The organism is Aeromonas sp. MdU4 (genome assembly GCF_041929505.1).
In the GTDB taxonomy this organism is placed as follows: Bacteria; Pseudomonadota; Gammaproteobacteria; order Enterobacterales; family Aeromonadaceae; genus Aeromonas.
The window spans coordinates 119,462-145,283 of sequence record NZ_JBHFMW010000013.1 but is presented as its reverse complement, the minus strand read 5'-3'; the positions used below and the strand labels follow the sequence as shown (position 1 = coordinate 145,283).

The window sequence follows — 25,822 nt, the reverse complement described above, 5'->3', positions numbered from 1 at the left end:
GAGTGTGCGAGGATAATGCATCGCTTATTGGAAATCCTTCAGGTTCCAGTTGCCGATGTCATCCTCGGTACCTGCTTCACCATCCAGCCCCATGGAGAAGATGTCGATCTTGCCGAACTGGCCCGGGCTCAGCATTTGATACGGGTTACCCCAGGGGTCTTGCGGCAGGCGCTTGATATAGCCGCCATCGCGATAGTTGCGTGGTGCCGGATCGATGGTCGGCTTGGTCACCAGCGCATCCAGACCCTGTTCGGTGGTCGGGTAGCGGTTGTTGTCCAGCTTGTACATGTCGAGGGCATTTTCCAGCGCCACGATATCGGAGACCGCTTTCTGCTGGTCAGCTTTCTCCTTGTTGCCCATCAGGTTGGGCACCACCAGACTGGCCAGAATGCCGAGGATCACGATGACCACCATGACTTCCAGCAGGGTAAAACCGGATTGACGACGTTTGTTCATGAGTTGCTCCGTAACGAAAGAGATGGGATGCCCCATCAGAGAGTGATCACTGGGTGGGTTCGACGGGCCTCCAGCGGCGCCACCGAACACCGGAAACTTACAGATTCACCATATTGTTCAGTTCAAGGATCGGCTGCAGGATCGACATCACGATAAACAGCACCACCCCGGCCATGGAGACCACCAGCATGGGTTCGAACACCCCGAGAGCAATGTTGACCTGGGATTCAAATTCCCGATCCTGGTTGTCTGCCGCTCGCTCCAGCATGCTGTCGAGCTCGCCGCTCTGCTCGCCAGAGGCGATCATGTGCAGCATCATGGGCGGGAAGATTTTGGTCTCGGCCAGCGCTTTGCGCAGGCTGGTCCCCTCGCGTACCCGTTCGGTCGCTTCACCGATCCGGGTACGGGCAAAGTCGTTGGAGAGCACTTCGCCCGAGATCTTCATCCCCTCCAGCAGCGGTACCGCACTGGCGTTGAGAATGCTCAAGGTACGGGCAAAACGGGCGGTGTTGAGGCCGCGGCTGACCCGGCCAATCACTGGCAGTCCCAGTACCACCTGATGCCAGTGGCGGCGGCGTTTTTCGTCGGTGAGCCACCAGCGCCAGACAAAGCTGCCGATAAAGATCAGCAGCAGGAACCAGAGGCCGTAGTGCTGCATCAGCTCGCTGGTACCGATGAGAAAACGGGTGGTGCCCGGCAGTTGCTGGCCCATATGTTCGAACTGGGCCACTACCTTGGGCACCACGGCGGTGAGCAGGATCGAGATGACACCGATAGCGACACAGGTGAGCACGATGGGGTAGATCATCGCCTGCAGCAGCTTGGTGCGCATATGCTGGCGCTGTTCGGTGTAGTCGGCGAGCCGGTTGAGCACCTTCTCCAGATGACCCGATTTCTCACCGGCCGCCACCATGGAGCGAAACAGCTGGTCGAACACGTGGGGAAAGGCCCCCAGCGAATCGGCCAGTGAATAACCCTCGACCACTTTGCTGCGCACGGTCGCCACCAGACTGCGCAGATGAGCTTTTTCGCACTGCTCGGCTACTGCCTTGAGCGCCTCTTCGATGGTGAGACCTGCGCCCACCAACGTTGCCAGCTGGCGGGTGATGAGGGCGAGTTCGGCTGTGCTGGCGCCGCGACGAAACAGGGCAAAGCGGGTTGCTTCCCGTTTCGCCTTCTCGGTGGTCTCGTTCACCTCGAGGGGGGTGAGCCCCTGTTCACGCAGCAGCTGGCGTACCTGGCGGGCCGAGTCGCCCTCCATCACGCCGCTCTTGTTGCGCCCCTTGCTGTCGAGAGCCTTGTATTCGAATGCCGCCATCTCAATCTTCCCGGGTCACGCGTAGCACCTCTTCGAGGCTGGTCTGCCCCTTGAGTACCTTGTCGATGCCGTCACGGCGGATGCTGGGGGTATGGCTGCGGATCAGCCGCTCGATGGCGAGCTCACCGCTGGCACTGTGAATGGCTTCACGCACAGCCTCGTCGATCACCACCAGCTCGTGAATACCGGTTCGACCGCGGTAGCCGGTGTGGTTGCACTGTTCGCAACCAACCGGCCGCCACACCTGCTGGTCGGGGGCCAGTTCGATGCCCATTGCCAACCGCTCTTGTGCGGTGATGGGGCGCGGCGCGCGGCAATCGGGGCAGAGGGTGCGCACCAGCCGCTGGGCCAGCACCGCCAACAGGGAGGAGGAGAGCAGGAAGGGTTCGATCCCCATGTCCCGCATCCGGGTGATGGCGCCGATGGCGGTGTTGGTGTGCAGGGTCGACATCACCAGGTGACCGGTGAGCGAGGCTTGCACCGCGATCTGGGCGGTCTCCAGGTCTCGAATTTCCCCCACCATCACCACGTCCGGGTCTTGGCGCAGGATGGCACGCAGGCCGCGGGCGAAGGTCATGTCCACCTTGCTGTTGACCTGGGTTTGACCCACCCCTTCGAGGTCATATTCGATGGGATCTTCCACCGTCAGGATGTTGCGATCCCGCGAGTTGATCTCGGAGAGCGCCGCATAGAGGGTGGTGGATTTACCGGAACCGGTCGGGCCGGTGACCAGAATAATGCCGTGGGGTTTGCGAATGAGCTCGCTGATGATGGTGCGGTTGGCTTTGGTCATGCCGAGCTGCTTGAGCTCGAGACGGACGTTGTTCTTGTCAAGCAGACGCAATACTACCCGTTCGCCGTAGCTTGACGGCATGGTGGAGACCCGCACGTCGACGGCGCGGCCACCGATACGTAGGGAGATACGGCCATCTTGCGGCACCCGCTTCTCGGCGATGTCCATCCGCGACATGACCTTGATCCGCGAGACCAAGAGCGAGGCAAGCTTGCGATGGGGACGCAGGATCTCCCGCAGCACCCCATCGATGCGAAACCGGATCACCAGCGCCCGTTCGAAGGTCTCGATATGGATATCGGAGGCCTCCTCCTTGATCGCCTCGCTCAGCATGGCGTTGATAAGGCGGATGATGGGGGCATCGTCATCGGCATCCAGCAGGTCTTCGCTCTGCGGCAGCTCTTCGGCCAGCGCAAAGAAGTCCATCTCGTTGCCGAGATCTTCCATCAGCTGGCGCGCCTCGGAGGAGTCGCGCTGGTAGTGGGCCATCAGCAGCTCTTCAAAGGCATCGTTGTCGAGCTGCTCGACGGTAAAGCTGCAACCTGCTACTCGCCGCACTTCCAGCAAGGCTTGTGGCGTCACACCCGGGCGGCACTGCAACACCGGCCCCCCCTCGCACGCGGTGAGGATCACCCCGAAGTTGCGAGCAAAGACAAAGGGGAGCTCGGGCAGGGGGGTTGGCCCGGTGCTTCCATCGAGATGGTAGGCACTCATCAGGGTTTACTCTGCACAAACGGCGTGGTGCTACTGACGGCGTTCTGCTGCTGGGTCTGCATCTTGCGGATCTGCTGTTGCACCTCAGGTGACATCATTACATCCTGACCGTAGGCGGGTAATACCTGACGGGCGGGCGAGGTGGCATACCCCTCCTGCGCTGCGGCATTGAGTTGTTCTGCCCGGAACAGGGAGTACTTGTTGCTGGATACGCCGCTATAAACATCGGCATCACGCAAAATGGTGGGCCGGATAAAGACCATCAGATTGCGCTTGGAGGTGGTGTTGGAGGTGGAGCGGAACAGATAGCCCAGCACCGGAATATCGCCGAGCAGCGGTACCTTGGAGACCTGCTCCTTGGTCTGATCATCCATCAAACCGCCCAGCACCACGGTCTCGCCGCTCTTGACCAGCACCGCGTTTTTCACGGTGCGGGTATCGAAAGTGGGGCCAAGGTTGGCGGTGCCAGTCGCCTGGGTCTGCGCCACGCTGGAGACCTCCTGCTCGATCGTAAGCAGTACCGAATCCCCTTCGTTGATCTGGGGGGTGACGGTCAGCTTGGTACCGACCGTCTTGCGTTCGATGGTGTTGAACACCTGATCGCTGGTGGTGGAGCTCTGTGACCCGCTCTGAACCGGCACCTCCTGACCGACGTTGAAGGAGGCCTCCTTGTTATCCATGGTGACGATACTCGGGGTGGAGAGAATGTCGTTTTTGGTGTTGGAGGCGAGTGCCGTAGCCAGCATGGCCCAGTTACCGTGATAGAAACCGGCGGCCATGCCGTTGAAGCCCTTGAGCAACTCTTTGGCGCCATCGGAATTGCCATCCTGGTAATCCTTGCCTGCGGCAATGGCACCGCCGAGTGGCAGGCCCGAGTTGGTGAACTGGGTGCCGCCGCCGTTGGCATTGCCCCACTGGACGCCGAGGGCGAGGCCGTCACCGTCCATCATTTCGACGATGATCGCTTCTACCAGTACCTGGGCGCGGCGAATATCGAGCTTGGCGATCACCTGCTCCAGTTCGGACATCACGTCCGGCTGGGCGGTGATAACCAGGGCATTGGTGGTCTCGTCGGCGGAGATGGCCAGTTTGCCACCGCCGATGCTGGCGCCACCCCCCATGGCCGCGGCGTTACTGCCCCCCTTCTTGTCGGCTTCGATGCTGGAGCTGACCCCCTTGAGCACCTCCACCATGTCCTTGGCTTTGCCATATTTCAGATAGAAGACCCGGGTGTTGCCCTGGCTCTGCAGGTCGCGATCGAGCTGGCGTACCATCTGGATAATGCGGGCGCGCGCTTTGGGCTCGCCACTCACCACCACCGAGTTGGTGCGTTCGTCGGCCACGACCTTGGGCGCCAACAGCAGGCTGGTGGTGCCCCCCTGCTGGTTGCCATCCTTGTTGAGGTTGGTGACCAGCCGCACGATTTCACCCGCGGAGGCAAACTTGAGTTTGATGATGTCCACATCCTGATCGCCAGCGCGGTCGACCCGATTGACCACTTCCACAAGCCGATTGACCACGGCGGCACGACCGGTGATCAGCAGCACGTTGGAAGGCTCGTAGTGGACCACGTTGCCACCGCCAGCGTTGTCGTTGAGCTGACGCAGCAGGGGCGCCAGTTCGCGGACCGAGACGTTGCGCACCGGTACGACCCGGGTCACCATCTCGTCACCTGAACCCGGATTGCTGCCATCCACCACCGGAATGGCAGAGGTTTTGGCATCCCGCGAGCGCAACACCTTGAGCACCCCGTTATCCATCGGCACCACGGCAAAGCCGTAAACGTCGAGCACACTCAGGAAGAACTGGTAGTACTGCTCCTCGTTGAGCAGATCGTAACTGCGGACGTTGATCTTGCCGCGCACCGATGGCTCGATGATGATGGTTTTATTGAGGTTTTTGCCTACCGTGTTGATGAACTCTTCAATGTCGGCGTTCTTGAAACTGGCCGAATACTCGGTGGCCCAGGCAGAACCCGCCATCATCAGTGCGGCAGCGATGGTGGCCAGACGCCAGCCTTTCCCTTTAGTGGTCATTATTGGTACGACTCCAAATCATTATTCTGACAAGCGCACATAGACGTCGAACTGTTCGCCCTGTCGCTCGACGGTCACGGTCATTTCCGTTGCGCCCGCCAGCTGCTGCATCGCCTGCATGGCTTGCACGCTATCTCGTAAATCCAGCCCGTTGATGCTGAGGGCCAGGTCATTGGCCTGCAGCCCGCTCTGGTTGAAAAACGCCGGATTGCTGCCCGGATTGAGGCGATAACCGGCTATGCGACCATCAACCTGAACTGGTGAAATATTGAGGTAATCGGTGATCTTGCCGGGATCGCTCATCAACTCGGTGCGCAGTGCACCGACGCCGAGAGGGGCGCTGCTGCCAGTTGGTGGCAGCGGCTTGCCATACTCCTCGCCGTCCAGCATCAGGGTTTCGTCACGACCATCGCGCTCAATGATCACCCGGTCGGGATAGACCTGACGGATCCGCGCCTGAGTACCGTCGATCAGATCCCCTACGCCATAAGAGTTCTGGATCCCCGACATGGCGATGATGGCGATGGATTTGGCCGGATCTGAGCTGGCCAATACCCCATTGAGCTGGGCATTGAGCTGGGTGCGTGGGGCATTGGCGGCGATAGCTGCGGCTTTGGCTTGTGCCTTGGGGATCGCTTTGCCAAACAGGGCCAGCCGACTGACCTCACCCAGTTCGAGACGCGGGGTACTCTGGCCCATGCCCGCAACCACCGAGGGTTGCCACGGCTGACTGGTTTGCGGCGTGGCCAGGGTGAGCAGACGCCAGGTGAGAGAGGCACTTTGCTGTGCCAGCATCAGCAACAGCACCAGAAAGACCACCTGAGCGACTCTGGTCATGGGAAGCCGCCGGCACTGGGCCAGCAGCATGGTCAAAATGTCATCCCTGAATCGTAGTGTCATATTAATCAACAAATTCCAGGCTCTGGGGCGGCTGCGTATTGTGTACGGCTGTTTGCCGTGACACAACGGGTCCGGGCCCGCCAATCCTCAAAAATGGATATTTCATCACACCGCAAGCCATTGAATGCTCATAAAAGTGGCACTCCGGTAAGGGGGGCTGCCGGTTTGCGGGTAGATACCATGTTTAACCACGCCAATCTTGCAGCGCCTTGAGGGTGACGCTTTGGCCTCCGACCTGCAGCACTATGTACTGCTGATCAATGGTGGCGAGGCGTACCCCCGGCGCAATTTCGTTGCCCTCCCGGTATTCGCGACCATTGAGCACCACTGCCCGCTTGGCCGGATTGGAGGAGAATACGTGGGAGCCATAGCTGAGCTGCGGCACTTGCTGACGCACTGACTGCGGGGCCGCCTCCAGTGCCATCAACTGGGCCGGTTGCACGCTCTGGCTGGTTGCATTTGGCGTCTCCTGCAACGGGGTTTCATTGAGCGCTTTCATCAGCTGTTCGGCCAGGCTCAGAGACGAGGTATTTCCCTGGTTGGCCGCATCGTTTCTGGCCACCGCTTTGGGTTGCACCACCGGCTCAGGTAGCGGCGGTGGTAGCGGGCGAGTCACCATTGCTTTGGGCTCTACTCGTACGAAAGGAGGAGTGATCACCTCCTTTACTTCCACCTTCTCTTCAAGGGGACGCAAGTGGATGAGATGCCAGCCATAGTTGGCGCCAGCTCCCAGCAGCAGGGCAAGGGGGGCCAGCAGCCAGCCGATGCGGCGAGAGCTGCGCTCCTCCTCCCGTGGGATGGGCAGCCCCATGGCGGGAATATGTGCGCTGAGTTGCGGTTGCTGCGCGCGGCGCAGCGCCTTGAGCAGGGTAGACATCAGGAGGCCTCCTCCAGTTTGGGCATGGGTTCACCGGAGAGGGCATTGAGACGCAGCAGGGTATTGCTGCCTGCGATGCCATCCGGGGTGAGCCCCTGATCCCGCTGGAACTGCTGCAGCTTGTTTTTGAGTTCGGCATCGAAGCGACGCACCTTGCGCTCCGGCTGTTGCAGCGCCCGGCTCAGGGCGTTATCAAGCCATTGCACCTGGGTCTGCCCCGCATTGCTGCCAATGAGAGTGACTCCTCCCTTGGGCATGCGCCAGAGCAGGGTGTAGCTCCCTCCCCAGTTGTCGCTGAGCCACTGGCGATCCACTTGCCAGCTCTGGTTGCCAATCATCAGGCGCGCCTGCTTGGGGCCGAGGGTGACCAGCGTGGCGTAATAGAGGCCGCCGGTCTCGTCATTCAGGGTGATCATGGCCGGGTGCTGCAGATTGCGCAGCTCGTCGAGGCTCGCTTCCCCCTCCTGACAGCGCAGACCGGCACGGGGAGCATTGTCGCAGGTGGCATCGAACAACTCGGGTTCGTAGCCCCAGACCCGGTAGAGATTCTGCATCGCACCATCGGGGTCGAGTGCCTGATTGATCGCTTCGGTGAGCTGCTCCTGCTGCTCGGTGGTTTCATCGACGGTGACTGGCACCTCGACTTTGACCACCGGGCGGGTGGGGAAGACCCCAAAGAGTTGCCAGCCCCACCAGCCCGCCGCGACCAGCAATGTGCCGGCCAGCGCGACCGTCAGGCCAGAGAGCCAGCTTCCCTCGTCACGCACGCCAGTGATTTCCAACGCTGATTGGCTGATGTCACCGTGGACCACCTTGTAGCTGCCACGGGCAAAGGCGGCGATCAGGGCGCGATCGCAGATGAGGTTGATAAGGCGAGGGATGCCGCCGCTCAGGCGATGCAGCGTCTTGATGGCGCTCGGGGTGAAGATGGGTTGTACGCATCCGGCGACCTGCAGGCGGAAGCGGACGTAAGCATCCACGTCGCTGTGGGAGAGTGGCAGCAGGTGGTAGCGGGCGGTAATGCGTTGGGCCAGTTGGCGCAGCAGGGGCTGGCGCAGCATCTGCTGCAGCTCGGGCTGGCCGATCAGCACCACTTGCAGCAATTTTCTTTCATCCGTTTCCAGGTTGGTGAGCAGACGCAGCTGCTCCAGTACCCCGGGCAGCAGGTGCTGCGCCTCATCCACCAGCACCACGCTGCGTTTTCCTGCCGCCAGATTGGCCAGCAGGTGATCGCGGATCAGGTCGAACAGCTGCTTGAGCCCTGCATCATCGGGGTAGGGGAGTTGAAACTCGTCGCAAATGGCTGCCAGCAGATCACGCTCGGTCAAAGAAGGATTAAGGATATAGGCTATCTCGGTCTCGGCTGGCAGTTGTTGCAGCAGGCAACGGGAGACGGTGGTTTTACCGGTGCCCACTTCGCCGGTCAGCAAGACAAAGCCACCGCCATCCTGTAATCCGTAGTTGAGGTGAGCAAGGGCTTCGCCGTGGCGCTCGCTCATATAGAGATATTTGGGATTGGGCGAGATGGAAAACGGGTGTTCCGAGAGGCCGAAGAACTGTGTGTACATGAGGGTATTCTTTTGTAGCCGGCAACAGATGAAAAATGTCTCCGGATGATAGCAAACCTCGCTTTCATTGGAAGTTATCATTGGTTTTGGCTGCAATACGGCGCGAATTTAGGGTCGTGATGTGATCTGGGTTCTGTTTGCAGTGTATTTTTGTCAAAAAAACTGCAATTGATAAAAAATAAGTTTTTTATCAATGACTTGTTTAGGGGGGCAAACCAAGCGTTGTCTCTATCCGCAGATTTTTTGTCGGTTCTTTACGAGCCCCTTTTTCCGGGTTGCAACATGGCGTTCCACGGATGTGCAGCGAGTGATGTGCAGTAAAGGGAGGATTGTCAAGATGCTGACACAAGCGACGATAGCCCAGTGGTCATGACGCGTTAATCCCCCCCTCATTTCTATCGGCGAAGCAGCAGTAGCGAACCGATAGAGTAGCCTGCACCAAACGAGCAGAGCACGCCGCGGGCCCCTGCCGGAAGGTCGCGATTGTAGAGGTGGAACGCAATAATGGATCCCGCCGAGCTGGTATTGCCATAGCTGTCGAGAATGACTGGCGCCTCCTGCTGGCTGGCATCGTGGCCCAGCAGCTTGCGGCCGATGAACTGGTTCATGGTGAGGTTGGCCTGGTGGAGCCAGAGTCGGCTTAGACTCTCGGCGGCCCAGCCCTGTTCATCAAGCTGGTTGGCGATCTGGTCGCACACCAGCGGCAGCACCTCCTTGAACACCTTGCGCCCTTGCTGGCGAAACAGCTTGTCGTCGCTATAGCGGGTACGCGGGCTCAGCCTGTTCAAAAAGCCGAAGTTGTTGCGGATATTGTTGGAGTACTGGGTCACCAGCTTGCTGGCCACCAGTTGCCACGGATTGGCCACCTTGCAATCGGCCTCCCGCTCCAGCAGCACCGCGGTGCAGGCATCGCCGAAGATAAAGTGGCTATCCCGATCGCGGAAATTGAGGTGGCCCGAGCAGATCTCCGGGTTGACCACCAGCGCCACTCTGGCGGTGCCTGCTGCCAGCATGTCTGCTGCCGTCTTGATGCCGAAGGTGGCGGAGGAACAGGCCACGTTCATGTCAAAGGCCATGCCGCTCGCCCCCAGATAGTGCTGCAGCTCGATGGCGAGCGCCGGGTAGGGGCGCGGCATGTTGGACGCGGCGACGATCACCAAATCGATCTCCCCCGGCTCGCGGCCAGCGGCGATCAGCGCCTGTTCGGCGGCAGCTACCGCCATCTCCACCATGATGGAGGGCTTGTCATCGGGTCGCTCTGCCAGCAGCGGCTGCATGATATCGGGGTTGAGTACCCCCTCCTTGCTCACCAGATAGCGGCTCTTGATGCCGGAGGCCTTCTTGATGAAGTCGCAACTCGAATGCTGTTTGGCGGGGAGCTGACCGGCGTCGATGGCGGAGGCGTTCTCCTCGTTGTAGAGATCCACATACTGGTTGAAGGCGGCCACCAGCGCTTCATTGCTGACGGCAAAGGGTGGGGTATAGAGGCCTGAGCCACTGATCACGATAGAGGTCATCTTTGCTCCTCGCCGGGTGCGTTCCCGGCTTGTCGGTTTATAGGGGAGAGAGGGTTACAGCTGGTCGATCGCCGCAGCGAGACCCGCCAGAGTCAGCGGATGCATCCGCCCGCCAACCACGTCATTCATCAGCTTGATGGAGGGGTGCCAGAGCCACTCCCTGCGCGGGGTGGGGTTGATCCACACCAGTTTGGGAAAGTGCTGCTGCAGGCGGGTCAGCCACACCTGACCAGACTCCTCGTTCCAATATTCGACGCTGCCGCCCGGCCAGGTGATCTCATAGGGCCCCATGGTGGCATCCCCCACCAGGATCACCCGGTAATCGCTGCCGTAGGTGCGCAGCAGGCGCAGAGTATCGAACCGCTCTTCGGCACGGCGGTTGTTGTCCTTCCAGACGAAGTCGTAGAGGCAGTTGTGAAAATAGAAGTACTCCAGATGCTTGAACTCATGGCGCAGAGCGGAGAAGAGACGCTGCACCTCGGCCACGTGGGCATCCATGGAGCCCCCCACATCGAAAAAGACCAATAGCTTCACCCCGTTGTGGCGCTCGGGCCGCAGCTTCACATCGAGCCACCCCTGCCGGGCAGAGCTTTTTATGGTGTCGTCGAGATCCAGTTCGTCGGGATTGCCTTTGCGCACCCAGCGTCTGAGCTTGCGCAGTGCCAGCTGGATAGCGCGCTGGCCGAGCGGCGAGTCGTCGCTGAAGTTGCGATAATGTCTGGCCTCCCACACCTTGGCCGCCTTGCCGTGCTGCCCCTCTCCACCCATGCGGACGCCATCGGGGTGAAAACCACCGTGGCCAAACGGGCTGCTGCCACCGGTTCCCACCCACTTGTTGCCGCCAGCGTGGCGCTCTTTCTGCTCATTCAGCCGCTGGTTGAGGGTCTCCAGCAGCTTGTCGAGTCCGCCGAGGGATTTGAGCAACGCCTTCTCCTCGGCGCTCAACAGCCGTTCGAACTCTTTGCGTAGCCACTCCTCGGGCAGGCTTTCCGGCAGCAGGGGTATAGCTTCCAGCCCCTCGTAGTACTCGGCGAAGGCGCGATCGAAGCGATCGTAGTGGGCCTCGTCTTTTACCAGCAGGCAGCGGGAGAGCTGGTAGAACTCGTCCATATCGACAGTGACCAGCCGGGCGGCCAGCGCGGCATGCAAGTCCAGCAGCTCGCGCAGGCTGCACGGGAGTTTGTGGCGGCGCAGGTGGGTAAAAAAGTCGATCAGCATGGGTTAGTTGCCGCGCCGGGCCAAAAAGGCGAGCTTCTCAAAGAGATGCAGATCCTGCTCGGTCTTGAGCAGGGCGCCATATAACGCGGGCACCAGCTTGCCCGGCTCGCGGGCACGCATCGCCTCGGGGGCGATATCGTCGGCCAGTAGCAGGCGGATCCAGTCCAGCAGCTCCGAGGTGGAGGGCTTCTTGCGCAGCCCTTCTACTTCGCGCAGCTCGAAGAAGAGATCCATCGCCTCGCCAAGGAGGCTCTCCTTGAGGTCGGGGTAGTGGAGTTTGACGATGGCCTGCATCTCGGCCTTATCGGGGAAGCGGATGTAGTGAAAGAAGCAGCGGCGCAGGAAGGCGTCCGGCAGCTCTTTCTCGTTGTTGGAGGTGATGATGACCACCGGCCGTTGGCGCGCCTTGACTCGCTCGCCGGTCTCGTAGACGTCGAACTCCATCCGATCCAGCTCCAGCAGCAGATCGTTGGGGAATTCGATGTCGGCCTTGTCGATCTCGTCGATCAGCAGCACCGGCCGCTGTTCGGCGCTGAAAGCCTGCCACAGCTTGCCCTGGCGAATGTAGTGGTTGATATCGGCCACTCTGGGGTCGCCAAGCTGGGAGTCGCGCAGCCGGGCTACCGCATCATATTCGTAGAGTCCCTGCTGGGCTTTGGTGGTGGATTTAATATGCCAGGCGATGAGATCGGTGCCGAGATGCTCGGCCACCGCTTCCGCCAGCACCGTCTTGCCGGTGCCGGGTTCACCTTTTATGAGCAGCGGTTTTTCGAGGGTGATGGCGGCATTGACCGCCATCCTCAATGCATCGGAGGCGAGGTAGTGGCTACTTCCTGAAAATCCCATAACGTCGGTTCCTTTGACGAGAGGCGCCCGCTATCTGGGGCCGGAAAGAATAAGTTCTATATGTTGTAATACCATATGGTTATAACGAATCGTCACTTCTCATTCAGAAACCACAGGGTAATCTTGTTTCATCGTCGTAACAAACACAGGGATAGCACCATGAGCAAAATTTTTGAGGACAACAGCCAGACCATAGGTCACACCCCGCTGGTTCGTCTCAACCGTGTTACCAAAGGCCGTGTGCTGGCCAAGATCGAGAGCCGTAACCCCAGCTTCAGCGTCAAGTGCCGGATCGGCGCCAACCTGATCTGGGATGCCGAGAAGCGCGGCATTCTTGGCAAAGGCAAGGAGATCATTGAGCCCACCAGCGGCAACACGGGTATTGCTCTGGCGTTTGTCGCAGCTGCTCGCGGCTATCCCATTACCCTCACTATGCCCGCCACCATGAGCCTGGAGCGCCGCAAGCTGCTCAAGGCGCTCGGCGCCAATCTGGTGTTGACTGAAGGACCGCTCGGTATGAAGGGGGCGATTGCCAAGGCCAACGAGATCCTCGAGTCCGAGCCGGGCAAGTATGTGTTGCTGCAACAGTTTGAAAACCCGGCCAACCCGGAGATCCACGAAAAGACCACTGGCCCCGAGATCTGGGATGCCACTGACGGTGAGGTGGATGTGTTCGTGGCCGGGGTCGGTACCGGCGGTACCATTACCGGTGTCTCCCGTTATCTGAAGCAGACTCAAGGCAAGGCGGTGGTCTCTGTCGCGGTCGAGCCTGCCGAGTCGCCGGTCATCAGCCAGAAGCTGGCTGGTGAAGAGATCAAACCGGGCCCCCACAAGATCCAGGGCATCGGTGCCGGCTTTATTCCGGGCAACCTGGATCTCTCCCTGATCGATCGGGTGGAGCAGGTGACCAGTGACGAAGCCATTGAGATGGCCCGCCGCCTGATGGAGGAGGAGGGGATCCTGGCCGGTATCAGCTCCGGTGCTGCCGTGGTGGCTGCCAGCCGTCTGGCAGAACTGCCCGAATTCGAAGGAAAAACGATTGTCGTCATCCTGCCGAGTGCGGCGGAGCGCTACCTCTCCAGCGCTCTGTTTGCCGGGGTGTTCAGCGAGCAGGAATTGCAGCAGTAGGTGATCGGATCCTGTCAAAACAGCGGCGCTCTCAGGAGCGCCGCTTCTTTATGGGCTAGACTCAACCCCTGCCAGAGTCACTTGTTCCTTATTTTTTGGGGTAAAATAACAAGTTCCGGAGTGAGAAAAAAAGCAGACATTCCGCTGTAAATCTCATATCCTGTGCGGCGTCACGCGGTGTTTGCTGGCTAGGTATCATAAAGTAACAAAGTGTTATTTTTCGTTATAAAATAATTTCAGGCCAGTCCTGATGCGGCTTGTAGCCCAATAACTGAAAATTGCCAACCAACACGCCGATTACTGCACAGAAACTTGACCTGGATTAAACCATTGCGGGTCTGCTTTCGTTACTTTACAACATATCCATACTGACACGGTGGGTCAGGGCGCTTCAAAACCGACCAATCCACCAAAAAATATCAATAATATGGGGTGAAACCATGTACGAGAAGTCTGTTGTTATTACTGCTGAAAACGGCCTGCACACCCGTCCGGCAGCTCAGTTCGTAAAAGAAGCCAAAGAATTCCAAAGCGAGATCACTGTGGTCTCCGGTGGCAAGTCTGCCAGCGCCAAGAGCCTGTTCAAGCTGCAAACTCTGGGTCTGACCAAGGGTACCAATGTGACTATCCAAGCTGATGGTCCGGATGCTCAGCAAGCTGTTGAGAAGCTGGTTGCCCTGATGGACGAGCTGGAGTAATCCAGCTTTACTCCTCACCCACAGTCGTTTTAATAGGAAGGATTATGATATCTGGCATTCTTGCGTCCCCCGGTATCGCATTCGGTAAGGCGCTTCTTCTTAAAGAAGATGAAATCGTTATCAATCAGGGCAAAATCTCTGCTGACCAGATTGATGCCGAGATCAACCGTTTCCTCGAAGCTCGCACCAAGTCAGCTGCTCAGCTGGAAGCCATCAAAGAGATGGCCGGTCGCACCTTCGGTGAGGAAAAAGAGGCCATCTTCGAAGGCCACATCATGCTGCTCGAAGATGAGGAGCTGGAAGGGGATATCAGATCCTTCATCAAAGATAACAAGGCTTCCGCCGACAAAGCCATTTATGAGGTGATCGAACAGTACGCCAAGATGATGGCCGAGCTGGATGACCCGTATCTGCGTGAGCGCGCCACCGACTTCCGTGACATCGGAACCCGTCTGGTGAAGAACGTGCTGGGCATTGCCGTTGTTAACCTGAGCACCATCGACGAAGAAGTTATTCTGGTTGCCAAAGACCTGACTCCGTCTGAAACTGCCCAGATTAACCTGAAATATGTGCTGGGTTTTGTTACCGATATCGGTGGCCGTACCTCTCACACCTCCATCATGGCCCGCTCCTTGGAGCTGCCAGCCATCGTGGGCACCAATGACATCACCGAGCGCGTCAAGAACGGTGACGTGCTGGTTCTGGATGCGATCAACAACCAGATCATCATCAATCCGACTGCCGAACAGCTGAACGAAGCCAAGAAGTTCCAGGCTCAGTTCCAGGCCGAGAAAGATGAGCTGGCCAAACTGAAAGATCTGCCTGCCATCACTCTGGATGGTCATCAGGTCGAAGTGTGCGCCAACATCGGTACCGTCAAGGATACCGAAGGTGCCATCCGCAATGGCGCCGAAGGCGTGGGTCTGTACCGTACCGAGTTCCTGTTTATGGACCGTGACGCGCTGCCGACCGAAGACGAGCAGTTCAAAGCCTACAAAGAAGTGGCCGAAGCGATGCCGGATCAGCCGATCATCGTGCGGACCATGGACATTGGCGGCGACAAAGAGCTGCCGTACATGAATTTCCCGAAAGAGATGAACCCTTTCCTGGGCTGGCGTGCCGTGCGTATTTTCTTCGACCGCGAAGACATCATGCACGCTCAGCTGCGGGCCATTCTGCGCGCTTCTGCCTTTGGCAAACTGCGCATCATGTTCCCGATGATCATCTCCGTCGAAGAGTTCCGTAGCCTGAAGGCTACCGTAGAGACGCTGAAGGCCGAACTGCGTGCCGAAGGCAAAGCCTTTGATGAATCCATCGAAGTGGGTATCATGATCGAGACCCCGGCCGCTGCCGTGATGGCTCATCATCTGGCCAAGGAAGTGGATTTCTTCAGTATCGGTACCAACGACCTGACCCAGTACACCCTGGCAGTCGATCGCGGTAACGAGATGATCTCCGCCATGTACAACCCGCTGTCACCCTCCGTCCTGACCTTGATCAAGATGGTTATCGATGCATCCCATGCCGAAGGCAAGTGGACCGGTATGTGTGGTGAACTGGCTGGTGACGAGCGTGCCACCCTGCTGCTGCTGGGTATGGGTCTGGATGAGTTCTCCATGAGCGCCATCTCTGTACCGCGTATCAAGAAGCTTATCCGCAACACCAACTTCGAAGATGTGAAGGCAATGGCAGATCAAGCGCTGAGCTTTGCCACTGCAGCTGAAATCGAAGCGTGCGTAGATAACTTTATTAAGCAGAAAGCAGTCTGCTAAGATCGGCTGCAAACAGCGACAAATCATCTCTAGGAGCTTTATATGGGTCTGTTCGACAAACTGAAGAAACTGGTTTCCGACGATAGCTCTGACACCGGCGGCATCGAAATCTTTGCTCCGCTGTCTGGCGAAATCGTGCCGATCGAAGATGTGCCTGACGTTGTCTTCGCCGAGAAGATCGTAGGTGACGGTATTGCCATCAAGCCGGCTGGCAACAAGATGGTTGCTCCGTGCGATGGTACCATCGGCAAGATTTTCGAGACCAACCACGCGTTCTCTCTGGAATCTGACTCTGGTATCGAGCTGTTCGTTCACTTCGGTATCGACACCGTTGAACTGAAAGGCGAAGGCTTCACCCGTATCGCTCAGGAAGGTCAACAGGTCAAGCGCGGCGACACCATCATCGAGTTCGATCTGGCCGTTCTGGAAGCGAAAGCCAAGTCTACCCTGACTCCGGTTGTCATCTCCAACATGGACGAGATCAAAGAGTTGATCAAAATGACTGGTGCCGTGACTGTGGGCGAGACCCCGGTTATCCGCATCAAGAAGTAATGCCCGGCTGGCTCACGCCAGCTGCTGCAGTAAAAAACCGAAGCCTTGCGCTTCGGTTTTTTTATGGTCGCGAGTCGGCTTATCCTTCTGCTCATCACGCTATTTTGACGAGATGACAACCCGATGACGCCCCAGCACCCAGGCTTGATAGAGGGCCTGCATGGCCATATCCAGATTCTCATCCCCCGCCATGGTGTGGGCGACGGACATTCCCCGCAGGTTGGCCGCAGCGGTCGTGAACCTGTTTGAAATGGTCGACATTCCCTTGCATCACCGAAACAACAGAGCCTGCAACTGTTGCCGGGCTCTGCGTCGGTTGAGCGGCAAAGGAGCGAAACCGGATCTGCTGCAGCTCTCGGACGTTTATGGGGAAATCGGTTCAATCTTGCCTCTTTTGCACGTTTTATCATAGGGCAGACCTGTGTGGTGGTAAGCCGGGGTTAGCGCTTCAGACGCCGCTTTTTCAGGTAGTGGTCAGGGCGGGAAATAGCGGTGCCGAGGGCTGCTATCGTGGCGGATGAAAGCACGGGGTAGGGGAGCGGGCGGCGCAAAAGGATCAAAAAAACCCACATGGTCAGGCACATGTGGGTCGGGAAAATCCAGACAGGGCAAAAAACTGACACTCCCTGTGTCGGTCATCTTCAGCTCAGGTGGAGGAGATCCATCTGCTGGAGCTTTTCAGGCTAGGGCCCCTGCTGGTGCTCACCAAATCTTCACACGCTCGGAAGGTGGTAGGTAGAGTTTGTCTCCTGGCTTGATGGCAAAGGCTTGATAGAACGCTGGCATGTTGGCAACCACACCGTTGACCCGGTACTCCAGTGGTGAGTGAGGATCGGTCTTGAGCAGGATAGCGGTCAGCTCGGGACGGTATTTCCCTTTCCACACCTGCGCCCAGCCGATAAAGAAGCGCTGCTCTGCGGTAAAACCGTCCAGGACCGATGTCCGCCGGTTGCCCAGGGCGAGCTGATAGGCCTTGTGAGCAATGGTCAGCCCGCCGAGGTCGCCAATGTTTTCGCCAAGGGTCAGTTGACCATTGACATGCTGCCCCTTGAGCGGCTCGAAACGGTTGTACTGCTGCACCAGTTTTTGTGCTCTGGCGGTGAACTCCTTGAGATCTGCCGGAGCCCACCAGTTGTGCAGGGCGCCGTTGCCATCGAATTTGGCCCCTTGATCATCAAATCCATGGCTCAACTCATGGCCGATGACGGCACCGATGGCACCATAGTTGACCGCATCATCCGCCTGCAGATCGAAGTAGGGTGGTTGCAGGATGGCCGCCGGGAAGACGATCTCGTTGTTGTTCGGGTTGTAGTAGGCGTTCACCGTCTGCGGATTGTCGAACCACTCCTCCCGATCGACCGGTTGATGGAGTCGGGCAAGGTGCTCGTTGTAGCGTACGGTGGCGGCCCGCTGGGCATTGCCGACCAGATCATCGGGATGGATGTCGATATCGCTGTAATCCTGCCACTTGTCCGGATAGCCGATCTTGACCCGTACTTTGGCCAGTTTCTCCAGCGCCTGCTGTTTGGTGGGTGATGACATCCAGTCGAGTTCGCCGATCTCCAGGCGATAGGCCGCGATCAGATTGCTTACCATGCTCGCCATACGGGTTTTGGCTGCTGCCGGGAAGTAGTGCTCCACGTAGAGTTTGCCTACCGCCTGCCCCAGATAGCTATCCAGTACCTCCAATGCGCGCTTCCAGCTTGCCCGTTGTTGGGGAACGCCACTGAGTGTGGTGCCGTAGAAGGCGAAGTGCAGATCGCTGCTCTGGCTATCCAGATAGGGGGCATAGGCTTGTAGCAGGTGGAACAGGCAGTAGGATTGCCAATCGGCCAGGCTGGTCTCCTGCATGATTGCGCCCAGTTTTTCCAGATAGTCCGGCTCGTTGACGATGATATTCGTCTCGCCGGCGATACCGGCCTCTGCCAGATAGCTTTGCCAATCCAGAGCCGGCAGCAACCGGGTTAGGCGAGCGAACGGCAGCTTGTTGTAGGTAAGGTTGTCATCCCGCAGTTTGACTCGGTCCCACTGGGCATTGGCAAGCCGGGTCTCCAGCACCAGAATGCGATGAGCCTGTTCCGCCGCCCCCTGCACGCCTGCATGGCTCAGCAGGGCGGCAATAAACTGCTCGTATTTGGCCCGCAGCGCCAGGCTGGCGGCATCGCTTTTCAGGTAGTAGTCCCGATCCGGCAGACCGAGACCGGACTGTTGCAGATAGATGGCGTAGCTATCGGGGAATTTTTTGTCGGACCCAATCTCGATGACAAAAGGGGCGCCCCCGCCCAGCTGGCTGACACGGGCAAAGTAGCTGGCCAGTGAGCGAGGGTCATGGATAGCCATGATCTCGTCGCGTAGCGGCTGGATGGGGGTGAGCCCTTTGGCATCTCGTCCTGCCTGGTCAAGGAAACTGGCATAGAGATCGGCGATCTGCTGCTCGGGTGTGCCGGTTTGCTGCGGGCTCTTGAGCAGAACCTCCAGCAAGGTTTTACGATCCGCCAGCGACTTCTCTGCCAGCAGATTACTGATGGTTTGCTCGGGCATGTCGCCCGGGATCGGTGTCTTGGCGAGCCAGGTGCCGTTAACATGGCGAAACAGATCATCTGCCACATTGACCCGGGTATCCATGCTGGCCAGATCCACTCCGGAGTGCGGACGGACGGTTGCTTCGGCCTCGCTGGCGAGGCCAGAGAGTGTCAAGGCGATGAGGCTAGCGACGATGCAGCGTTGTGATTTCATCATGTGGATCCTGTATCTGGGGTGAGGGCCAGCAGGTTAATCAGATGCGAGCGACCGAGAGGAAGTGGCCATCGTGGTTGAAGGTGCAGGTAAAGGCGAAGTCATCATCGTCGGTTTCGTACTGGCCATAAACCTTGTACTTGTTGCCGCTCTCTTCCGTTGATTCGGTGGTGATATCGCGCGGTGAGACATGGAATTTCCTGGCCGCTTCACCCGTACAGTAACGGGGCATTTTGCTGGTGGTAATATGTGATGCGTTGTTACTGTTATCGTCACCCGCATGCTCATGTTTATTATCGCTGTGCTTTTTGCCTGCGTAATATCCGGTGGCACCGATGGCCCCCAGTGCGGCAGCACCTATCAATACCTTCTTGGTGTCCATATTCTGGCAGCCAGTCAATGCCAGACAGCTGGCCAATCCCATTACCATCAAGGGATATTTCATTTCTCGGATCCTTGCAGTTATACAATGTACAAACATAAATGTGGCAGCCTGAATAACGGGTCAGACGACGGAAGGGCGCCACTTTGCAATGGTCTGGAGAAAGAGAGAACTCAAATAAAATTAAAAAAAGTTATAAAAGCCCACGAGCCATGCCGGTCGTGGGGTTGTAAGGGGGAGGATATGAACGCTGCCCACGGTTAACCCGGCTGATGGCGGGTTTTTGTGTTCAACTTATTGTTTTTAAACTTTTATTTGTATTTATATTTTATCGGCGTTCAGGAGGAGACGCAGCACTGCGGCCAACCATGGTGGTGGCCAGGTTGACAGAGTGACCCATCAGCGGCTCTCTCTTCTCTGGGCGGAAGAGGCCTGATAGGGTGCAAAATAACCTGTCAGCCGTAATGAATAGTAAATATCCGGCTTGAATGCCACTCAATATGTAAAGTGTTTGGTTTATAAAATAACAAGCCAATCAGCATATTTTCCCTGGATGGCGTCACGCTTGCTTGCTGGTGGTACTGAGTGCAGCTGAAATCGCGGTCAGCCGGTGAACATCAAATATGAAAGAGTCACCTCTTTGATGTTGTCATGGGGTAAATATACCGAAACAACGACCTCGAATCGTTAATCTGATTATTTAACTCCGCACCTGTTGCCATAAACGCATATAAAAAAGCCGCTCACCTGGGTGAGCGGCTTTTGTCATCTGGCTATTTGCAGTTGGCAATCAGACCGACTGCTTGCCATCTTCCGCGGGCGGCGGCAGCGAGGCGGAGTTGGACTCCACCTTCTGCTCTTCGCCCTGCATGTTTTTGATGTAGACATCCATCTGGTTGAAGGCGATCTCGATACCGTTCTCGCGGAACAGCTGATCGATCTTGCGGTTCAACTCGTCCACCGCCGGGTTGCGATCCCCCAGTTCGCTCACGAAGAAGCGCAGTTCGTGATCCAGAGTGCTGGCACCAAAGGTGAGGAAGTAGACGATGGGCGACGGGTCTTTCAGCACCCGGCTGTTTTCGTCGGCAGCCTGTTTGAGCAGGGTGCGGGTCAGCTCCAGATCGGAGCCGTAAGCAACCCCCACCCGCACGATCACCCGGGTCACGGTGTCACTGAGCGACCAGTTGATCAGTCGTTCGGTCATCAACTGCTGGTTGGGGATGATCACCTCTTTGCGATCGAAGTCGGTCAGGGTGGTGGCGCGAATGCGGATCCGCGAGACGGTACCGGAGAAGGAGCCGATGGTGACGGTGTCACCGATCCGCACCGGACGCTCGAACAGGATGATGATACCGGAGACGAAGTTGGAGAGGATCTCCTTCATACCGAAACCGATACCGACTGACAGACCACCCGCAACCCACTGCAGTTTGTCCCACTGTACGCCCATCATGGAGAGGGCGGTCAGGGTTCCCACGCCGATCAGCACGTAGTTGAGCATGGTGGTGATGGCGTAGGCGGTGCCCTGAGCCAGATTCAGCTTGGAGAGCACCAGCACCTCCAGCAAGCCCGGCAGGTTGCGCGCCAGCGACCAGGCGCCACCGAGCAGCAGGAAGCCGATCAGCACGTCGCTCAGGCTGATCGGGAACAGCACGGCGTTGGCGCCGGTGCCTTCACTGCGGTGCCACAGCACCATGCTGTCGAGGTAGGAGAATACCGCCACCAGATCTGACCAGAGCCAGTAGAAGGCGACACCGAAGATCAGCAGCAGCACGGTGCGGGTCAGACGCAGGGATTGCTGGCTGACATCTTCCAGATCCATGGGCTGCTCTTCGATGGATTCACCCCCTTCCGCATCTTCTTGAGACTTGTGTTCACGCTTGGCGACGGCGCGGCGGTAAGCCAGACGACGGGCGGCCAGCTCCAGACCACGCAGGGCGGTGCGATAGACCAGGCTCCAGATGATGATGAGGTAGAAGGATTCGATCAGGCGACCGGTCAGCTTGAGCGCGGTGTAGTAGTAGCCGAGCACCGCCAGCACGATCAGTGCGATTGGTGCCAGCGCCAGGGCGATGGCGATCAGCGACTTCTGCATGCTCGCCTCGCCCTTGATGCGGGCGCGGGAGATGGGGAACACCAGATAAGCGGCCAGCCCCAGCATGCTCAGGGTGAGGGCTTGCCCGATCACGTCGTTGCCGAGGGTGGAGGGCTCTACCACCGCCTTGGTCGCGAGCATGATCAGCGGCAGCAACGGCAGCCACAGGTAGCGCATGCTGTTGCGTTTGGCCTGCAGCTCGGCACGCGGGATGCGGAAGTGGGATTCGGCAATGCCGCCCGGGCGCATCACGCTCAGGTAGACGCTGAACACCAGATAGCCGAGGGCAAGGTTGAGGGTGATCTGGAAGGTCAGCTTGGGGCTGAGCAGACCGCAGTAGGTGAGCAGCAGGCCGCCAGCCAGAATAAACATACTGCCCGGCAGGCGCTGCAGCACGGTATAGAGCAGGGCGCGCGGGGTGTGCCACTGGCTGTCCTGGCGAAAGCGCCCCAAGTCCTTGGCGATCTTCTTCTCGCGCTCGACCAGAGTCGGGCGTTTCCATACCAGCAGGCCGCCGATCAGCAGCAGCGGGAAGGCGAGCAGGGAGATCCCCAGCAACTCTTCACGCCAGCGTTTCCAGTCCGGCTTCAGCACCCAGTCGGAGGCTTGCTTGTAAGCCTGGGCTGGCCAGCTGATAAACCACTTCATGTCGATCGGCTTGTTGCTGCTGACCCAGAAGATGTGTTGTTGCAGGGTGAACTCGATGGAGGCGTAGATCCGCGCCAGCTGCTGCTGGGTCAGCTGCAGACTGATGGCATTGGTCAGCTGGCTGTCGAGCTGACGGTTGAGCTGATCGAGCAGATTGATGCGGGTGTCGAGCAGTTTGGCAAGGTTGGCCTTGTCCTCTTCGCTGACCGGATCCTTGCTGCCGGCAATCAGGTTGTCCAGATAGAGGTTCTTCTGGAACAGCAGGTCACGTTGCTGGCTCAGTTCAAACTGGGCCAGATGGAGATCGGCGATCTGCTCTTCCAGATTCTTGACGGCGATGGTCGGTGCCGCTTCCAGCTGTTGGTAGAGCTGATAGAGAATGCGCGACAACAGCAGGTTGCCCTTGAGCATCTGCACCTGTTCGTTGAGGTTGCGCTCGGTCTGGGTACCGCGCTCCAGCCAGCTCTTGGCTTGCAGGTTTTTCTGTACCAGCGAGTTGAGGCTGGTGGTCGCGCTGATGAGCTGCTGGCTGAGCTGGTGGTTGAGCTCCTGCTCTTTCTGCACCAGCGGGCTATCTTCGGTCGCCACCAGTTCACCGGTCTGCTCGGCGGTTTTCTCGGTATCACCGAGGCGCTTGGCGCTGCTTTGCGCTTGCAGCAACTGCAGCTTCTGCTCTTCACTGGTGAGGCGGGCGCTCTGATAGTCACGCTGCTTGACCGCCAGATCCTGCATGCTGGTACGGTTATCCAGCTCCTTTTGCAGGTGTGCCAGTTGCAGTTCCAGCAACGCCAGCTCGGTGTTGAGCTTCATCTTCTCGGCACTGCTGACCCCTTCGCCAGAGTTGAGGCGACTGCGGATCTCCTGGCTACGCTGGTAGGCGCGGCTCATGCTGGTCTGGGCCCGCTCCGGCAGGGTTTGCAGGTTGGTGAGCTGACTGCCGATGGTGCCGAGGGCCTCTTGGGCCGCCTGCATATTGGCCAGCACTTCAGGCTGACGGCTATCGAGCTCGGCCAGACTCATGCTGGCGTATTCGCTCTTGATCTGCTCCGGGCTCTTGCTCTGGGTCAAGGCATCGAGCTTGGCACTGATATCCCGCAGCTCGCTTGGCAGATTGCGGATCCGCAGGGCCTGGGCTTTGGCTTTTGCCTCTTCCTTGTCGATGTTGTCGAGCAGGGAGAGGGTTTCGGTCAGCAACTTCTGGTCAGCCTGCTGGCTAACGGTCAGGGCCTCAGACTTGCCCAGATTGTCCAGTGCGCGCTGAACCGCAGCGCGGGAGGGGACATCCTGTGCCATGGCCGGTGGGGCACAGAGGCTGGCGATTAAACAGAGCAGCGGCAACAGGATGGCCGAGGCTCTCTTGAAGGGTGTTGATTGCATATAACTTCCGGGTTATTACGCGGTGATTGGGAGATTTCCCACCTGGATTAAATCCGCGGGGATTCTAACACCGGCCCGGTTGGTAAGCAGGGGGGAGGGATAAAAAAAACGGCGCCCGCAGGCGCCGTTTTCACTGTTCCAGGACTGATTACAATACGTGGACAGAAGCAGTGTTGGTGGTACCGCTCGGTACCAGAGCACCGGAGACCATGACAACGACGTCACCTTTCAGGCCCATGCCGATTTCCAGCGCGGCTTCTTTACCGATGCGATAGAAATCGTCGGTAGAGGCGATGCTGTCAACCACGTGAGCAACTACACCCTTGGTCAGAACCAGTTGGGCTGCAGTTTTCTTGTTGGTGGTGATGGCCAGGATCCAAGCTTTCGGGAAGTACTTGCGAATGGCCTTGGCAGACTTGCCGCCTTCGGTAGCAACCACGATCAGCGGGGCATCCAGCTTCTCGGAGGTCTCAACCGCGCCTTTACATACCGCTTCGGTGATGCGCAGCTTGTTGCTGTCGTTGGCAGCAGACAGGTTGGACGGCATAACGGCATCGGTACGCTCGCAGATGGTGGCCATGATGGTCACGGCTTCCAGCGGGTACTTACCCTTGGCGGATTCACCAGACAGCATGACTGCGTCGGTACCGTCCAGGATGGCGTTGGCCACGTCGCCAGCTTCGGCGCGGGTCGGACGCGGGTTCTTGATCATGGAATCCAGCATCTGGGTAGCAGTGATAACCACTTTGCGCGCTTTGTTGCACTTGGTGATGATCATCTTCTGGGCGAAGATAACTTCTTCAACCGGAATTTCTACACCCATGTCGCCACGAGCAACCATGATGCCGTCGGAAACAGCCAGGATCTCGTCGAAGTTGTCCAGGCCTTCCTGGTTTTCGATCTTGGAGATGATCTGGATGTTCTCGCCACCGTGGGCTTTCAGGTGCTCACGGATTTCCAGTACGTCTTCTTTCTTACGGATGAAAGAAGCAGCAACGAAATCAACGCCTTGCTCGCAACCGAAGATCAGGTCGCGTTTGTCTTTCTCGGCCAGGGCCGGCAGCTTGATGGAAACGCCCGGCAGGTTAACGCCTTTGTTCTCGCCCAGATCGCCGTTGTTCAGTACTTTACAAACAACTTCGCGCTCGGTGATTTCGATAACGTCCAGACCGATCAGGCCGTCGTCAACCAGGATGCGGTTGCCGACGCGCAGGTCGTTGGCGAAACCGGCATAGGTCACAGCCACTTTGTCTTTGTTGCCAACCACGGTCTGGTCGGTAGTGAAGGTGAAAGTCTGGCCAGCGACCAGCGCGACGTCGTTGCCGCCTTCCAGCTTCATGGTGCGAATTTCCGGACCCTTGGTGTCCAGCAGGATGGCTGCGTGCTTGCCGGTTTCGGCCATGACAGCGCGCAGGTTGCTGATACGGCTGCCGTGCTCGGCATAGTCACCGTGGGAGAAGTTCAGGCGCATGACGTTCATGCCGGCGTCCAGCATTTTGGCCAGCATTTCTTTGGATTCGGTCTTCGGACCGATGGTGCAGACAATTTTGGTCTTTTTCATGTCAATCTTCATGGTTAAGGAATTTCCGCCGAGCAATATACACCAGTTTTTGGAAACTTTTTATGATCCAGAAACAACGTTTTGACCAGATAACGTTTTCTTTTCAGGGATAACGTTTTCCTGTGAGTCGCATTTTGGGCTATTCCTCCAAAGGGTCGGGTTGATGGGATACAAATGTTGCCATCTGTGCCAGTTTGGCCTGAATCAGGTGCAGATGTTGTAAAATGACCACCCGCGACCTGTCATCGTCTTGTCACCAGCTTGCGCAAAAATGTTAGCTCATTAGCCAGCTTGTGAAGTGCGTTCTGGATGAAAAACCACCTTGTAACCGGATGGATACTGTTCCTGTTGGGCACGACTCTGCTGTTGCTGCAGATGTTGCCTGGCGACTGCTGGCCGGAAAATCCGCGCAGGCTTGCAGCCTCATCCTTACCCTCCTACCCCATGGTGACCGGCGTGGACGTCGAGTGGCTGATGTGGCACGAATGGCAGGCTCATCGCGCCGCAACGCAGCTTGTTGTTCTTGGAAGGTGACGTTCGGCTACCCGCTCCACACCGTTAACCAAGGCGGATAGTTTGTTCCTCTGAACAGTGAAATTATTCACCCTTGGTTGATAGTTCTTATTCATT

The 25,822-nt window shown here is 58.1% G+C and carries 20 protein-coding genes and 1 pseudogene; 5 read left to right on the top strand and 16 right to left on the bottom strand.

All coding sequences use genetic code 11. The features are described from left to right. Positions 1-24 precede the first annotated feature (24 nt). The 10 genes from exeG to ACE1BR_RS07445 form a co-directional block, all read right to left on the bottom strand. Positions 25-456, bottom strand: coding sequence for a GspG family T2SS major pseudopilin variant ExeG (gene exeG, locus ACE1BR_RS07490; protein ID WP_374869000.1), 432 nt, complete (start codon positions 454-456; stop codon positions 25-27). Between the two features lie 97 nt (positions 457-553). Continuing rightward, a complete protein-coding gene (gene exeF / locus ACE1BR_RS07485; protein WP_374868998.1) occupies positions 554-1,774 on the bottom strand; it encodes a GspF family T2SS innner membrane protein variant ExeF in 1,221 nt (406 codons plus the stop codon). A gap of 1 nt (position 1,775) precedes the next feature. Continuing rightward, positions 1,776-3,281, bottom strand: a complete 1,506-nt coding sequence (gene exeE / locus ACE1BR_RS07480; RefSeq protein ID WP_374868996.1) for a GspE family T2SS ATPase variant ExeE — start codon at positions 3,279-3,281, stop codon at positions 1,776-1,778. Further along, positions 3,281-5,317 carry a GspD family T2SS secretin variant ExeD gene (exeD, locus tag ACE1BR_RS07475; RefSeq protein ID WP_374868994.1) on the bottom strand — a complete coding sequence of 679 codons (2,037 nt, stop codon included), beginning with the start codon at positions 5,315-5,317 and terminating at the stop codon, positions 3,281-3,283. The genes exeE and exeD overlap by 1 nt, the downstream gene beginning before the upstream one ends. 21 nt (positions 5,318-5,338) lie before the next feature. Continuing rightward, positions 5,339-6,184, bottom strand: coding sequence for a GspC family type II secretion system variant ExeC (exeC, locus tag ACE1BR_RS07470; RefSeq protein WP_374869081.1), 846 nt, complete (start codon positions 6,182-6,184; stop codon positions 5,339-5,341). 217 nt (positions 6,185-6,401) lie between these two features. Continuing rightward, positions 6,402-7,094: a GspB family T2SS assembly factor variant ExeB gene (gene exeB, locus ACE1BR_RS07465; RefSeq protein ID WP_374868992.1), complete on the bottom strand. Its 693-nt coding sequence runs from the start codon at positions 7,092-7,094 to the stop codon at positions 6,402-6,404. Next, the gene (locus tag ACE1BR_RS07460; RefSeq protein ID WP_374868990.1) at positions 7,094-8,662 is read right to left on the bottom strand and encodes an ExeA family protein; all 1,569 of its coding nucleotides are present in this window, start codon (positions 8,660-8,662) and stop codon (positions 7,094-7,096) included. Before ACE1BR_RS07460 ends, exeB begins: the two co-directional genes overlap by 1 nt. Positions 8,663-9,057: 395 nt before the next feature. Then, positions 9,058-10,179, bottom strand: coding sequence for a beta-ketoacyl-ACP synthase III (locus tag ACE1BR_RS07455; RefSeq protein WP_374868988.1), 1,122 nt, complete (start codon positions 10,177-10,179; stop codon positions 9,058-9,060). A gap of 54 nt (positions 10,180-10,233) precedes the next feature. Next, positions 10,234-11,397: a VWA domain-containing protein gene (locus tag ACE1BR_RS07450; protein WP_374868986.1), complete on the bottom strand. Its 1,164-nt coding sequence runs from the start codon at positions 11,395-11,397 to the stop codon at positions 10,234-10,236. 3 nt (positions 11,398-11,400) lie between these two features. After that, positions 11,401-12,243 carry an AAA family ATPase gene (locus tag ACE1BR_RS07445; protein WP_374868984.1) on the bottom strand — a complete coding sequence of 281 codons (843 nt, stop codon included), beginning with the start codon at positions 12,241-12,243 and terminating at the stop codon, positions 11,401-11,403. Between the two features lie 159 nt (positions 12,244-12,402). Here ACE1BR_RS07445 and cysK point away from each other — a divergent pair, with 159 nt between their 5' ends. The 4 genes from cysK (at position 12,403) to crr (ending at position 16,393) form a co-directional block, all read left to right on the top strand. Then, positions 12,403-13,371 carry a cysteine synthase A gene (cysK, locus tag ACE1BR_RS07440; protein WP_374868982.1) on the top strand — a complete coding sequence of 323 codons (969 nt, stop codon included), beginning with the start codon at positions 12,403-12,405 and terminating at the stop codon, positions 13,369-13,371. Between the two features lie 440 nt (positions 13,372-13,811). Further along, positions 13,812-14,069, top strand: coding sequence for an HPr family phosphocarrier protein (locus tag ACE1BR_RS07435; RefSeq protein WP_005338266.1), 258 nt, complete (start codon positions 13,812-13,814; stop codon positions 14,067-14,069). Positions 14,070-14,113: 44 nt separating this feature from the next. Further along, positions 14,114-15,841 (top strand): phosphoenolpyruvate-protein phosphotransferase PtsI, encoded by a 1,728-nt coding sequence (ptsI, locus tag ACE1BR_RS07430; protein WP_374868980.1) that lies wholly within the window; start codon positions 14,114-14,116, stop codon positions 15,839-15,841. A gap of 42 nt (positions 15,842-15,883) precedes the next feature. Continuing rightward, positions 15,884-16,393: a PTS glucose transporter subunit IIA gene (gene crr / locus ACE1BR_RS07425; protein ID WP_042061931.1), complete on the top strand. Its 510-nt coding sequence runs from the start codon at positions 15,884-15,886 to the stop codon at positions 16,391-16,393. Positions 16,394-16,492: 99 nt separating this feature from the next. Here the strand turns inward: crr and ACE1BR_RS07420 are convergent, their stop codons facing one another. The 6 genes and pseudogenes from ACE1BR_RS07420 to pykF form a co-directional block, all read right to left on the bottom strand. Beyond that, positions 16,493-16,654, bottom strand: a complete 162-nt coding sequence (locus ACE1BR_RS07420; RefSeq protein WP_374869083.1) for a hypothetical protein — start codon at positions 16,652-16,654, stop codon at positions 16,493-16,495. After that, positions 16,602-16,711 (bottom strand): annotated as a pseudogene (locus ACE1BR_RS07415) (GGDEF domain-containing protein); the annotation flags it as partial. The gene ACE1BR_RS07420 and the pseudogene ACE1BR_RS07415, both read right to left, overlap by 53 nt. 384 nt (positions 16,712-17,095) lie before the next feature. Continuing rightward, entirely contained in the window at positions 17,096-19,129 is a 2,034-nt protein-coding gene (locus ACE1BR_RS07410; protein ID WP_374869079.1) for a M13 family metallopeptidase, read from the bottom strand. Between the two features lie 40 nt (positions 19,130-19,169). Further along, positions 19,170-19,574 (bottom strand): hypothetical protein, encoded by a 405-nt coding sequence (locus tag ACE1BR_RS07405; RefSeq protein WP_374868978.1) that lies wholly within the window; start codon positions 19,572-19,574, stop codon positions 19,170-19,172. Positions 19,575-20,301: 727 nt separating this feature from the next. Next, positions 20,302-23,631 (bottom strand): mechanosensitive channel MscK, encoded by a 3,330-nt coding sequence (gene mscK, locus ACE1BR_RS07400; RefSeq protein WP_374868976.1) that lies wholly within the window; start codon positions 23,629-23,631, stop codon positions 20,302-20,304. A 148-nt stretch (positions 23,632-23,779) separates the two neighbouring features. Then, positions 23,780-25,192: a pyruvate kinase PykF gene (pykF, locus tag ACE1BR_RS07395; protein ID WP_033135208.1), complete on the bottom strand. Its 1,413-nt coding sequence runs from the start codon at positions 25,190-25,192 to the stop codon at positions 23,780-23,782. Between the two features lie 309 nt (positions 25,193-25,501). On the opposite strand from pykF, the gene ACE1BR_RS07390 reads away from it, so the two are divergent. Then, entirely contained in the window at positions 25,502-25,726 is a 225-nt protein-coding gene (locus tag ACE1BR_RS07390; RefSeq protein ID WP_374868973.1) for a hypothetical protein, read from the top strand. Positions 25,727-25,822: the final 96 nt, after the last annotated feature.